Genomic DNA, 13,039 nt, shown 5'->3' with positions numbered 1-13,039 from the left:
TCCTCTGTTCGGCTACTCGGTTGCTCGGCTACTCGGCCGCGAGCACTCCTGTTTTGTAGATCGTCCCTGCGCACGCGTTCGGGATGGTCGCCGACACCACCGGGCTGCCGGGCTCCGCGGTCAGGGTGAGGAGCACGCTGCCGTCCGCTGTGCCGCCGTCCTCGGCGACGAGCTGCGTCGTCGTACCGCTCTGCTCGGACGTGCCGCCGGTGCCGCCGGTGGTGGTGCTGTCCTGCGACGGGCTCGGGTCGGGCGAGGGTTCCCCGCTGCCACCGGTACTCGTCGTGGTGGGACAGGTCGCCGACGGCGCCCAGGCGAACCGCACCTGGTAGGACTTGCCCGGCGCGAGGACGAGCGGGCTTGCCTCCAGGGACGGATCGGGAAGCCCGGAGCCGTCTCCGGCGGTGTGGTCCACGATGCTGATCTTCGTACTGTCCGCCGCACCCTGCGCCGTGAAGCTCACGGTGCCGGCGCCTTCGATCGTGCAGGCGGCGCTGGAGATGTTCGTGATCGTGAAGCTGCCGTAGACCTTGCCGTCGGCTTCCGTTGATCCGACGCTCTGTGTGGGGCTGCCCAGTTCGTTCGCGCCGCAGGCGGGCGAACTCGCGGCCGCCGTGCTTGCGGGGTCCGAGCTGCCGGTGGCGCTGCCCGTCGTGCCCTTGTCCTGGTCGTTCTTGCCCTTGCTGCCCTTGCCCTGGGACTTCGACGCGCCCGAGCCGCTGTCGTCGCTCTTCTTACTGCCGTCCGGGCTCGCGCCGTCCCCTTGGCCCTGCGAGTCCCGGCTACTGGCGACGGAGGTCGTGTCCGGGGAGCCTGCCGAGTTCGAGACATGGATGAGTGCCGGGATGGCAGTGCCGACGAAGAGGGCCGCGGCGGCCATGCCGACGACGGCCTGGCGCTTGCGCGCACGGCGCGCGGGCACGGCATGCCGCAGATGGTCGAGGGCACCGTCGGTCGGCTCGATGTCCTGGACCGCCTGCTGCAGCATCCTGCGCAGGGCCAGCTCGTCGGAGCCCAGCTCGCCCTCGTAGGACATGTCAGACCCGTCGCGGGGGGTGTCCGGCCCGTCGTAGGAGCTTTCGGGGCCGTGATTCACAGTTCCGTTCCCAGCGTGTTGCTCGTACTCGTACCACTCGGCCTGTTCGGGTCGCTCCCGCCCGGACTCGTCGCCGCCCGGCCGCCACCACTGCTCGCTCATGCGGGCGCCTCCATGGCGATGCGCAGGGCCGCGATGCCGCGGGAGCCGTACGCCTTCACCGAACCGAGCGATATGCCCAGGGTCTCGGCGACCTGCGCCTCGGTCATGTCCGCGAAGTAGCGCAGCACCAGGACCTCGCGCTGGCGCCGCTGCAGGCCGCGCATGGCCGTGATCAGCGCGTCGCGCTCCAGCTGGTCGTACGCACCCTCCTCGGCGCTCGCCATGTCGGGCATCGGCTTGGAGAGCAGCTTCAGCCCGAGGATGCGCCGGCGCAGCGCGGACCGCGAGAGGTTGACCACGGTCTGCCGCAGATACGCGAGGGTCTTCTCCGGGTCACGGACGCGTTTGCGCGCGGAGTGCACGCGGATGAACGCCTCCTGGACGACGTCCTCGCAGGAGGCCGTGTCGTCGAGGAGCAGCGCCGCCAGTCCGAGGAGCGACCGGTAGTGGGCGCGATAGGTCTCGGTGAGATGGTCGACTGTCGTGCCCGCGGCCGTGATCTCGTCAGCGCCCTCGCGCTGGGACGGAATGCGGGCGGGCCGCGCCTGGGGCATGGGGGCGATCACCGGCATGCCGTCGGCCGGGCCGGGCATGCGGGGTCGGCGGGGCGGCCGAAGGGCTGCGCCCCTCGCCCGTACCGCTGTGAAGTCGAGTACCTCTGCCACGCTTGTTGGACACGGCTCCCCCCGCCAGGGTTGTACGCGTCAGGCATCAGATGTGCCGGGGGCACCGCTTGTGGCGGTGTGTCAATTGCCCTCATGCGTACCAGCTCTTCCCCTATGCCCTTTTTTCTACGCCGCGTTCGCCGCAGCACCAGGCGCCCCTGACAGGCGACCGCTAAAGACGCTCCCCGCCCCGTGCGCGGTTGCACGGGGCGGGGAGCGAAATCTTCGAATCCCGACCGGGGTCGGTTCAAGCGGTCTGGACTTTTTTCACAGCCCTTTAAACCTTCAACGATTCTGACAAACGATCCCGGCCTTGGCCAGGGAGATTCCGGATATCGGACAGTCGGCCGATGGGCCCGCACCCGCACACAGGGCTGCCCGCGGGCTACCCGTCCTCACGCCGCCATGAACTCGGCAGCCACCAGCTCGGCGATCTGCGCCGTGTTCAGCGCCGCGCCCTTGCGCAGATTGTCGCCGCACACGAAGAGTTCGAGCGCCGTCGGATCGTCGAGAGCGCGCCGCACCCGGCCGACCCAGGTCGGGTCGGTCCCCACCACGTCGGCGGGTGTGGGGAACTCACCGGCGGCCGGGTCGTCGAACAGGACGACGCCGGGCGCCGTCGCGATGATCTCGCGCGCCTTGTCGACGGTGACCTCGCCCTCGAAGCGGGCGTGGACGGTCAGGGAGTGCGTGGTGACGACGGGGACGCGCACGCAGGTCACGGCGACCTTCAGCTCCGGCAGCCCGAGGATCTTGCGGGACTCGTCCCGCACCTTCATCTCCTCCGACGACCACCCGTCGTCCCGGAGCGAACCGGCCCAGGGCACGACGTTCAGCGCGACCGGCTCGGGGAACGGCCCGGTGGCGTCCCCGACAGCCCGGCGTACGTCGCCGGGTGACGTCCCGAGCTCCGTACCGGCGACGAGCTTCAGCTGCTCCCGCAGGGTGTCGATGCCCGCACGCCCGGCGCCGCTCACCGCCTGGTACGAGGAGACGACCAGCTCGCGCAGCCCGAACTCGGCGTGCAGCGCGCCCACTGCCACGATCATCGAAAGGGTCGTGCAGTTGGGGTTGGCGATGATGCCGCGCGGGCGCACGCGCGCCGCGTGCGGATTGACCTCGGGCACCACGAGCGGCACCTGCGGGTCCATCCGGAAGGCGGCCGAGTTGTCCACGACGACCGCGCCCTTGGCGGCGGCGACGGGCGCCCACTGCGCGGAGACCTCGTCAGGTACGTCGAACATGGCGATGTCGACGCCCTCGAAGGCCTCCTCGCCGAGGGCCACGACCTCGACCTCCTCGCCGCGCACGGCCAGCTTGCGGCCGGCCGAGCGCGGCGAGGCGACGAGTCGGATCTCGCCCCAGATGTCCGCGTGCTGGGACAGGATCTGGAGCATGACCGTGCCGACGGCCCCGGTCGCTCCCACGACAGCGAGCGTCGGTCGTCCGGTCATAGCCGCACCCCTCCCTTGCGGGCGGTCATCGTCGTACGCCTCTGTGCGGCCGTGTAGCCGAGGGCGGAGGTCAGCGCCCGGTACCGCCGTAGACAACGGCCTCGTCGCTGTCGGAGTCCAGCCCGAACGCGGTGTGCACGGCGCGCACGGCCTCCGGGACGTCGTCGGCGCGGGTCACGACCGAGATGCGGATCTCGGAGGTCGAGATCAGCTCGATGTTGACCTGCGCGGCGCTGAGCGCCTCGAAGAACGCGGCCGTGACGCCCGGGTTGGTCTTCATCCCGGCGCCGACCAGCGAGATCTTGCCGATCTGGTCGTCGTAGCGCAGGGACTCGAAGCCGATGATCGACCTGGCCCGCTCCAGCGCGTCGATGGCCTTGCGGCCCTCGGCCTTCGGCAGCGTGAAGGAGATGTCCGTCAGGCCCGTGGCCGCGGCCGACACGTTCTGCACGACCATGTCGATGTTGATCTCCGCGTCGGCGATCGCGCGGAAGATCGAGGCGGCCTCACCCGGCTTGTCCGGGACGCCGACGACCGTGACCTTGGCCTCGGAGGTGTCATGAGCGACACCGGAAATGATGGCCTGCTCCACCTTCTGGTCCCCTTGCGGTTCGTTGCTGACCCAGGTGCCCTGCAGTCCCGAGAAGGACGAGCGGACGTGGATCGGGATGTTGTAACGACGTGCGTACTCGACGCAGCGGTGCAGCAGCACCTTCGACCCGGAGGCGGCGAGCTCCAGCATGTCCTCGAACGAGATCCAGTCGATCTTGCGAGCCTTCTTCACCACGCGCGGGTCGGCGGTGAAGACGCCGTCCACGTCGGTGTAGATCTCGCAGACCTCGGCGTCGAGGGCGGCGGCCAGGGCGACGGCGGTCGTGTCCGAGCCGCCGCGGCCCAGGGTGGTGATGTCCTTGCTGTCCTGGGACACGCCCTGGAAGCCGGCGACGATGGCGATGTTGCCCTCGTCGAGTGCCGTCCTGATACGGCCCGGCGTGACATCGATGATGCGCGCTTTGTTGTGGACCGAGTCGGTGATGACGCCTGCCTGGCTGCCGGTGAACGACTGGGCCTCGTGGCCCAGGTTTTTGATCGCCATCGCCAGCAGGGCCATGGAGATCCGCTCTCCGGCGGTCAGCAGCATGTCGAATTCACGCCCGGCAGGCATCGGAGATACCTGCTCGGCGAGTTCGATCAGCTCGTCCGTCGTGTCGCCCATCGCGGAAACGACCACAACCACCTGGTTGCCGTTCTTCTTCGCTTCCACGATCCGCTTGGCGACGCGCTTGATGCCTTCGGCATCGGCTACGGAGGAGCCTCCGTACTTCTGCACGACAAGGCCCACGTGCGCTCCTCGCTCAATCCGTTTCGTCCCGCATATATCGCGTATATGCGGTCGACCCGCATGACTGCGGTCGACTCAGTCTAACGAGCGGCCGAATTCCGCCCCTGTGATATCGCATCGTGAGATGTCCCGCCCACGACACGGATCGACATTCGATTCCAGGGACCGCGCTCCGGCTGCTCGGACTGGCACATGCCCCATCCGGGACCGCGCACTCGGAAAGTGGGACGGGTCACACACTCGCCCGCGGCCTCCGCCTTGGCCGGCTCGGCGGACGTGGCTGTGGGCTGGAGGCGCGCTGTACGGCGCGCCTCCAGGCCACAGCCACGTCCGTTCACGACACGGAGAGCGACGCACGCCGCTAGCGCGTGCGTCTGCGCCGTACTCCAGTCGCGGTCGTGGTGAGCGTGCAGCCGGCCAGTACCAGCGCGAGGCTCGTCACGGTCATGGGGGCCATCAGTGCGGGCGACCCGGTCTGCGCGAGGGAGCCCCGCCGCACGTATGTGTTGGTGACGGAGATGGTGCTGGTCACGCCTTCCGTGACCGTGACGGTGGCCGGTTCGATGTGTGCGGGGGTGGCGAGTGCCACCTCGTTGTTCTCGCCCGTGTCCCGCTCGGTCACCGTGCAGTGTGTGCCCGTCGGGATACCCGTCACCACCGGCTGGTCGTAGGTGCCTGCCTCCGCCCGCGCGTCGACGACGAACTGCCGGTCGAACGCGCCGTCCGGGTCGTCGCAGGCGAGGTCGAGGACCTTGGTTCCCTGCCGCCCGGCTGCCGGGCCGTCGATGGTGACGGCGACCTTCACCGAACCGGTCGCCCGCACATAGGTGTTGGTGACGGACACCTGCTGGGTCTCATCGGAGCTGATCGTGACGGTGGAGGGTTCGATGTCCGCCGTGGCGGTGACGAGGCCGTTGTCGCCGTCCGAGCTCTCGGTGATCGTGCACACGCTTCCGGCCGGGATGCCGGTGAGCGACCGTGAGTGGTCACCGGCGGACGTGCCGGCCGCGAGTGTCACCGTGCGGTGCTCGTCGAGGCCGGACTCCGGATCCCGGCAGTCCAACTCGACCACCTTCTCGGCCTGGAGTCCCGCCGCTTCTCCGTCGATGCGGAACCTGAACGCCACCGCGCCTGCGGGGAACGGCTGGAGCACCGCGCCGGCCCGCACCACCATTTCGGTCTCCTGCGCCAGTACGAGCGTCTGGGCCTCGTCCAGGCCCGCGTTCGTCCCGTCGTAGAGCAGGACGTTGCCCTCCACGACGTTGGCGAGGCGTTCGAGGACGAAGCCCTGCGGGTCGTCGTCCGAGACGCTGCGGGCCCATAGGCGCGTGCCGGGCTGCACGGTGTCGCCGTCCTGGAGCTGGTTGCGTCCCGCGGAGTCGGTGAACACCTCGACGCCGGTGATCCGGATCGTCGACGGGCCGTCGGCCGTGACCGTGAACGGGCCGACGATCTCGCCGGTCGCCGGCGCCGGCATCTGCTCGGGCGTGACGGACAGCTCCGGTTCCGCCGGCTCCGCGCTCGGCCCGTTGGCCAGGGCGTCCGCGACGATGGCCGCGGTGTACGTACGGATCGTGGCGCTGGTGCCGGTGGTCGCCAGGACGTACTTGTCGGTGAAGAACCAGATGGCCGCCTGCACCGCGGCCGCCCGCTGGGTGAGGGTGGCACCGGACGGTTCGCCGGTGGTCGGGTAGTAGTGCTGCAGGATGTACTCGACGTAGCCGAGGTTCGTGACGTTCGCCTCGTTCCACTCGCCGAGTTCGTAGTTCACCCCGGTCTCGGTGTCGGTGAACAGGTCGATGCAGTACGTGAGGGCGGTTCGTCCGGTGTTCCGGTCCTGGACCACGATCGTCCCGGCGTACGCGGCGGCGTGCACGGTTGAACCGTCGGGGATGGTGGCGGGATAGCCGTCGAGCGGGTTGAAACCGGACGGTGCGGTGGAGCCGTTGACGGTGGCGCCGACGCCGGTACCGGTGATCGTGGCCTCGGTGAACAGGCCCGCCGGGTCGGTGTACACGGGGGTCGGCCTGTACACCGCGAACGCCGCCATGGGGTCGGCCAGGGCCAGGAGCACGCCCACCAGGGCGACGATCATCGTTCTGGTGGCCGTCTGCGCCAGCGTCCGGCATGGCCGGAGCACGCGGTTGTGATGCTTGCCCAAAACGTCCCCTGCTGTGATGTATGGGGCACATGAAAAGCTCACGGCCCCATACCAAGATTTGGTGACTTTCGGGCAAATCGTGACAGGACGTCAGGTCAGGTTGACGACGACATGGCGTACATGATCATCAGCCACGCCTACGGTTGATGATTCGGGCAGACGTACGACCGCGAGGCGCTCGGACGGGACCGCGGCGCCTACTTGACCGTTCGCGCGCGCATGCCCAGCGGCCCGGCGATCTCCCTGGCCATGACCCTGCCGGCCTCCTCCGCCAGCGTGTCGTCGCCGACGCCCTGGTCGGTGTCGAGACCGTCCAGGTCCTCCAGCGGCTGGTTCAGCCGGACGTGGGCCACCAGGGACTGCAGGGCGCGCAGGGCGGCCGAGGCGGTGGCGCCCCAGTTGGAGAAGTAGGAGAACTGCCACCACCACAGGGCCTCGACGGTGCGCCCCTCGCGGTAGTGGGCCATGCCGTGGCGCAGGTCCGCCACGACGTCCGCCAGGTCGTCCGAGATCCGGCAGGCGACCGGTGCCTTCCGCGGCTCGTACGGGTCGAAGACCTCGGAGTAGATGTCGACCGGGTCGAGGAGGACGGCGAGGCGCTCGCGCAGATCGTCCACGTCCTGCTCCGGGCCGAGGTCCGGCTCGTAGCGCTCCTCCGGGACGAAGTCCTCGTGCGCGCCCAGCCTGCCGCCCGCCAGGAGGAGCTGGGACACCTCCAGCAGCAGGAAGGGCACGGCCGAGTCCGGCTCGTCGCCCTTCGCGACCTCGTCGACGGCGACGAGGAAGCTGCCGACCTGGTCGGAGATCTGGACGGCGAAGTCGCCCGGATCGTTCTTGACCGTGTTCAGCGTGGCGTCAGACATCTAGGAGTCGTCTCCCCTCGAAAGCGCGGCCCAGAGTGACCTCGTCCGCGTATTCCAGATCGCCTCCCACCGGGAGTCCGCTGGCCAGACGGGTGACCTTGAGGCCCATGGGCTTGATCATGCGCGCGAGGTACGTGGCCGTCGCCTCGCCCTCCAGATTCGGGTCCGTGGCCAGGATCAGCTCGGTGACCGTGCCGTCGGCGAGACGGGCCAGCAACTCCCGGATCCGCAGGTCGTCGGGGCCCACGCCCTCGATCGGGCTGATCGCGCCGCCCAGGACGTGGTAGCGGCCGCGGAACTCCCGGGTCCGCTCGATCGCCACGACGTCCTTGGGCTCCTCGACCACGCAGATCACGGCGGGGTCGCGGCGCTGGTCGCGGCAGATGCCGCAGTGCTCCTCCTGGGCGACGTTGCCGCAGACCGCGCAGAAGCGGACCTTGGCCTTCACCTCGAGGAGCGCCTGGGCCAGCCGGCGCACGTCCGTGGGCTCCGCCTGCAGGATGTGGAAGGCGATCCGCTGCGCGCTCTTGGGACCGACGCCGGGCAGCCTGCCCAGCTCGTCGATGAGGTCCTGAACCACGCCTTCGTACAACGGACTGCCTTCCTCGTTCTTCGTACTGTCTTCTACGTACCGTCCATACGTACCGGACTTCGCTTCCTTGGTACGTACGGTAGTTGGCCGCGCGTTGTCCTAGAAGGGAAGGCCCGGGATACCGCTGCCGCCGCCGAGGCCCTGGGCCAGCGGGCCCAGCTTCTGCTGCTGCAGCGCCTGTGCGTTCTCGTTCGCCGCCTGGACCGCCGCGACGATCAGGTCGGCGAGGGTCTCGGTGTCCTCCGGGTCCACGGCCTTCGGGTCGATCTCGAGGGCGCGCAGCTCGCCGGAGCCGGTCACCGTCGCCTTCACGAGGCCGCCGCCTGCCTGGCCGTCGACCTCCGTCGCCGCGAGCTCCTCCTGGGCCTGGGCGAGGTCCTGCTGCATCTTCTGGGCCTGCTGCAGCAGCTGCTGCATGTTGGGCTGGCCACCACCGGGGATCACGATCAGCTCCTGGGACTGGCTGGGACTGGAAAGTACGCCTGGGTTCTTGCCGGGTCACTGCGGTTCTGCACCTGGCACGAGCCTACGTGGTCAGGGTGGCGTGCGCTCCAGCACTCGTTCGAGTGACGCGGCACAGGCCCCTATATCTGATCAAGCCCCCCTTCCGGGCGGAAAGACCTCGAAACACACCTCATGCCCACCCATTGGGCGGTAGGAAGGTGCCGCGCTTCAGCACCAGGCGCCGCACATTCATCGCACGTTCATCACGTACTGCAGCAGAAGCCAGCAGAAGCAGCAGGTAGGGAGTGCCGGGTGAGCCAGCCGGAGATGCAGTCCGAGGGGCCGCCCCAGGTGGGGCGGGGCGAGCGTGGAGGTTCCGGACGCGGGGAGGGTGGAGGTTCCCGGGGGAACGACCTGGCGGGGCGGTCGTTACCGCTCGGCGACTGGGGTGAGCCGGCCGAGCGGCTCGACGAGCTGTACCGCTGGGTGGAGCGGGGCGCGCTGAGCACGGCCGAGTGGTATCTGGCGGACCGGGCCTGGAAGCGGCGCGGTGCGCGGGCGCTGCGGGCCGGGACGGCGCTGGGCGCCGTTGCCGGGGCCGCGCTGCCGGTGCTCGATCTGACGCGGGTGGTCGGCGGGGTGGCGCCCTGGGGGTGTCTGGCCCTGCTGCTCGCGCTGGCGTGCGCCCTGGGCGACCGGTATTTCGGGCTGACCTCCGGGTGGATGCGGGACGTGGCCACGGCGCAGGCCGTGCTGCGGCGGCTGCAGGTTCTGCAGTTCGACTGGGCGTCGGAGTGCGTACGGGAGGTGCTGGGACCCACCGAGGGGACGGCCGGGGAGGCGGCCGAGCGGTGCCTCGGGGTGCTGCGGCGGTTCTCGGAGGATCTGACGGAGCTGGTGCGGGCCGAGACCGCGGACTGGATGCTGCAGTTCCGGTCGGGGGGAGCGCCGCTCGGGCTGCAGGGTTTTGGTGCTGGTGGGGATGGTGGGGCGCGGGTGCCCGAGGGGCCGCCGCCGGGGCGGCTTCTCGGGGCGCCGGTCGGGCCGGGGGCCCGGCCGAACATGCCGCGGCAGCGGCCGCCGGAGCCGCGGTGAGGGGTTCCCCTCCGGGGAACCCCTGGGCCGGACGCCTGGGCCGTCCCGGGCCGGCACGAGCCGCTGTCAGCTGAAGACGATCATGGAGCCCTGGGCGAGGCTTCGCGTCGCGGCCGCGTGGAGGCCCAGCCACACATGGCGTTCCCGTGCGAAGGGGCTGTCGTCGTGGGGAGGTGGCGCCGCCGGTTCCTCCAGGGCCGTGGGCGCCGCAGGCGGAAGCGGGGCCGCCGGAGGGTTGGCGGGGTCGATGCCTATCGAGGGCGCCACGTACTCCAGCTCCCGCAGGAGCGCGTGCGAGGAGCCCAGCGGACCGCCCCCGGCCAGCAGCTCGTCGTTGGTCAGGGGTGCGGGGAAGTCCACGGGGACATAGGCCCCCGCGTGGTCGTAGTGCCACACCAGGTGGGACTGCTGTGCCGTCGACTCGAACATCTCCAGCAGCTGCTCGTAGTCGCCGCCCAGCTCGTCGACGGGGGTGACGGCCAGCCCGCAGATCTGCAGCAGGTACGCGCGGCGCAGGAAGTGCAGCGCGTCGTAGTCGAAGCCGGCCACGGGAGCCACGTCCCCGGACAGACCCGGCATGTACGCGTAGACCGGGACCGGCGGCAGTCCGGCCTCGCCCAGCGCCTTGTCGTAGGTCGCGAGTTCCTCGGCGAACGGGTTGTCGGTGCTGTGGCACAGCACGTCGACGAGCGGGACCAGCCAGAGGTCACAGGCCAAGGGAGCTCCTCGCATAGCACTTCACGGTGGTCAGGGCAGCGTAGTGCCGGAGTCCGTCCCTCAGCTGCCCTGCTGCAGATCCCATATCCAGCGACCGTCGGCCCACTCCTGCCGGTCCTGCCGGGCCGTCGCTCAACCGGCCGCAAGCCGCTCGATGAGGGCGAGGGAGTGCTCGTGGTACCCGGCCACGATCGAGAACGCGCCGCTTCTGTCGCGGCGCAGGAACGCGTCGATGAGGTCGGTGTGGCCGGACCACAGCAGCCCTTTGAGATCGCCTACGCGGCGCAGCGGGCCGACCGCGCAGGCCCAGGACTGGACGAGCAGGTGGTTCGAGAAGTCGGAGAGATACGGGTTGCCGAAGAGCGCGGCGAGCTCGCGCCAGAAGCGGATGTCGTAACCGATCAGGACGATCAGGTCACCCGCGACCGCGGCGCGCCGGGCCTCCTCGCCTCGGCGGCGTACGGCGATGAACGTGGCGGCGATGGCGTCCCGCCCCCGGACGTGAGCGCTGGGCTCGCCCGGGGGCGGTGAGGTCGCCTCGCGGCGCAGGCGTATGGCGTCGATGTCGCGGAACATCGCGTCGGCGAGGAGTGCGCGTGCCTCGACGAGGCTGCGGTAGTCGGCCAGCGAGAACTCGTGGACGCAGAATCCGCGGTGCTGGACGGCGTCCAGCAGGCCCTGTGCGGAGAGGTCGACGAGGGCCTCGCGGACCGGGGTCGCCGAGACGCCGTACTGCTCGGCGATCTCCTTGACGGTGAACTCCTGGCCCGGCTTGAGACGGCCTGCGAGTACCTCGTCACGGAGCGCGTCGGCTATCTGCTGTCGCAGAGTGCTGCGGGTGACGGCGCTGCCGCGCATGATGAGGTCCCTCTCCGTGTCGCTTACGGCAGCTCAGCCTACGCGGATCGGTGTGCCGTGCACCGGTCTGTTGTGGGCAATCGTTCCGCAGGGCGGAACAGGTGGGCACAACCCACGTCGTACGGCGCCCCTCGCCGTCGTACCTGGGCGTAGCCCACCCCCACCAGCGACCCCGCTCAGCCCGTGTACTCGTCCGCCACAGCCAGCGCAGCGTCCAGCGCCGCCAGCCCCTCCTTCGCCTCGGCCTCCGAGACGGTGCACGGCGGCACGACGTGGGTCCGGTTCATATTGAGGAAAGGCCACAGCCCGTGCTTCTTCGCGGCGGCGGCGAACGCCGCCATGGGGGCGTTGGCCTCCCCCGCCGCGTTGTACGGCACCAGCGGCTCCCGCGTCTCCTGATTCCGTACCAGTTCCACGGCCCAGAACGCACCCAGGCCGCGCACCTCGCCGACGCTCGGGTGGCGCTCGGCGAGCTCGCGCAGGCCGGGCCCGAGCACGGTCGCGCCGATGTGCGCCGCGTGCTCCACGACGCCCTCCTCCGCCATGACGTTGATCGTTGCGACGGCGGCCGCGCAGGCCAGCGGGTGGCCGGAGTACGTGAGCCCGCCCGGGTACGGCCTGCGGGCGAACGTCTCGGCGATGGCGCCCGAGATCGCGACGCCGCCGAGGGGCACGTATCCCGAGTTGACGCCCTTGGCGAACGTGATCAGGTCCGGGGTCACGTCGAAGTGCTCGGCCGCGAACCACGTGCCCGTACGGCCGAAGCCCGCCATCACCTCGTCCAGGACGAAGACGATGCCGTACCGGTCGCAGATCTCGCGGACGCCCGCGAGATAACCCGGCGGCGGCACCATGATCCCCGCCGTGCCGGGGATCGTTTCGAGGATGATCGCGGCGATCGTCGCCGGGCCCTCGAAGGCGATGGTGTCCTCGAGGTGCTGCAGCGCCCGCTCGCACTCCTGCTCCTCGGTCTCCGCGTGGAACGGCGACCGGTAGAGGAAGGGCGCCCAGAAGTGCACGACGCCCGCCGAGCCGTGGTCGGACGGCCAGCGGCGCGGGTCGCCCGTGACGTTGATCGCCGTCGAGGTGGCGCCGTGGTAGGAGCGGTACGCGCTGAGGACCTTGTGGCGGCCCGTGTGCAGACGGGCCATACGGACGGCGTTCTCCACGGCCTCCGCGCCGCCGTTGGTGAAGAAGATCTTGTCGAGGTCGCCGGGGGTCCGCTCGGCTATGAGGCGTGCGGCCTCCGAGCGCGACTCGACGGCGAAGCCGGGCGCGAAGGTGGCGAGCTTGCCGGCCTGCTCCTGAATGGCGGCGACGACCTTCGGGTGCTGATGCCCGATGTTCGTGAAGACGAGGCCGCTGGTGAAGTCCAGGTAGCGGTTGCCTTCGTAGTCCCAGAAGTACGACCCCTCGGCTCCGGCGACGGCGAGCGGGTCGATGAGCTCCTGCGCTGACCAGGAGTGGAAGACGTGCGCGCGGTCCGCGGCCTTCACGGCGGCGCCGGCCTGGGAAGAGGTCTGAGACGTCATGGCGGCGAGCGTAGGTGTGGCGGGCACCTACCCGGTATCGGCGTACTGTCCCCCGGTCCGGCGCTTTCCGCGACAGTGTGTCGGGCCTGGCACGGCACGGCTTTCGCCGACAGCGCGC

The 13,039-nt window shown here is 70.1% G+C and carries 12 protein-coding genes; 1 reads left to right on the top strand and 11 read right to left on the bottom strand.

The window, feature by feature from the left end; genetic code table 11:
* Positions 1–28 precede the first annotated feature (28 nt).
* From ACWD4J_RS15270 to ACWD4J_RS15235, 8 genes are all read right to left on the bottom strand, one after another.
* On the bottom strand, positions 29–1,198 hold the full coding sequence (locus tag ACWD4J_RS15270) for a hypothetical protein (RefSeq protein WP_451395839.1): 1,170 nt from the start codon (positions 1,196–1,198) through the stop codon (positions 29–31).
* Positions 1,195–1,863, bottom strand: coding sequence for a SigE family RNA polymerase sigma factor (locus ACWD4J_RS15265; RefSeq protein WP_451395838.1), 669 nt, complete (start codon positions 1,861–1,863; stop codon positions 1,195–1,197). Before ACWD4J_RS15265 ends, ACWD4J_RS15270 begins: the two co-directional genes overlap by 4 nt.
* A gap of 395 nt (positions 1,864–2,258) precedes the next feature.
* A complete protein-coding gene (locus ACWD4J_RS15260) occupies positions 2,259–3,317 on the bottom strand; it encodes an aspartate-semialdehyde dehydrogenase (RefSeq protein WP_451395837.1) in 1,059 nt (352 codons plus the stop codon).
* 70 nt (positions 3,318–3,387) lie between these two features.
* Positions 3,388–4,659 (bottom strand): aspartate kinase, encoded by a 1,272-nt coding sequence (locus ACWD4J_RS15255; RefSeq protein WP_451395836.1) that lies wholly within the window; start codon positions 4,657–4,659, stop codon positions 3,388–3,390.
* A 361-nt stretch (positions 4,660–5,020) separates the two neighbouring features.
* Positions 5,021–6,754 (bottom strand): DUF5979 domain-containing protein, encoded by a 1,734-nt coding sequence (locus ACWD4J_RS15250; RefSeq protein ID WP_451395835.1) that lies wholly within the window; start codon positions 6,752–6,754, stop codon positions 5,021–5,023.
* Positions 6,755–7,017: 263 nt separating this feature from the next.
* The gene (locus tag ACWD4J_RS15245; protein ID WP_451395834.1) at positions 7,018–7,683 is read right to left on the bottom strand and encodes a DUF5063 domain-containing protein; all 666 of its coding nucleotides are present in this window, start codon (positions 7,681–7,683) and stop codon (positions 7,018–7,020) included.
* The gene (recR, locus tag ACWD4J_RS15240) at positions 7,676–8,275 is read right to left on the bottom strand and encodes a recombination mediator RecR (RefSeq protein WP_351291870.1); all 600 of its coding nucleotides are present in this window, start codon (positions 8,273–8,275) and stop codon (positions 7,676–7,678) included. The genes ACWD4J_RS15245 and recR overlap by 8 nt, the downstream gene beginning before the upstream one ends.
* A 99-nt stretch (positions 8,276–8,374) precedes the next feature.
* Positions 8,375–8,719, bottom strand: coding sequence for a YbaB/EbfC family nucleoid-associated protein (locus tag ACWD4J_RS15235; protein ID WP_451395833.1), 345 nt, complete (start codon positions 8,717–8,719; stop codon positions 8,375–8,377).
* Between the two features lie 312 nt (positions 8,720–9,031).
* Between ACWD4J_RS15235 and ACWD4J_RS15230 the strand changes: the two genes are divergently transcribed.
* Entirely contained in the window at positions 9,032–9,814 is a 783-nt protein-coding gene (locus ACWD4J_RS15230) for an SLATT domain-containing protein (protein WP_451395832.1), read from the top strand.
* Between the two features lie 66 nt (positions 9,815–9,880).
* Here ACWD4J_RS15230 and ACWD4J_RS15225 read toward each other — a convergent pair whose 3' ends face one another.
* From ACWD4J_RS15225 to ACWD4J_RS15215, 3 genes are all read right to left on the bottom strand, one after another.
* On the bottom strand, positions 9,881–10,531 hold the full coding sequence (locus ACWD4J_RS15225) for a hypothetical protein (protein ID WP_451395831.1): 651 nt from the start codon (positions 10,529–10,531) through the stop codon (positions 9,881–9,883).
* A gap of 132 nt (positions 10,532–10,663) precedes the next feature.
* Entirely contained in the window at positions 10,664–11,389 is a 726-nt protein-coding gene (locus ACWD4J_RS15220) for a GntR family transcriptional regulator (RefSeq protein WP_451395830.1), read from the bottom strand.
* Positions 11,390–11,565: 176 nt separating this feature from the next.
* Positions 11,566–12,921 carry an aminotransferase class III-fold pyridoxal phosphate-dependent enzyme gene (locus ACWD4J_RS15215; RefSeq protein WP_451395829.1) on the bottom strand — a complete coding sequence of 452 codons (1,356 nt, stop codon included), beginning with the start codon at positions 12,919–12,921 and terminating at the stop codon, positions 11,566–11,568.
* Between the last annotated feature and the right edge of the window lie 118 nt (positions 12,922–13,039).

The sequence above is a fragment of the Streptomyces sp. NPDC002577 genome, from assembly GCF_053594815.1.
Note: the sequence above shows the minus strand (reverse complement) of the source record. Positions and strands in the feature narration are given on the sequence as shown.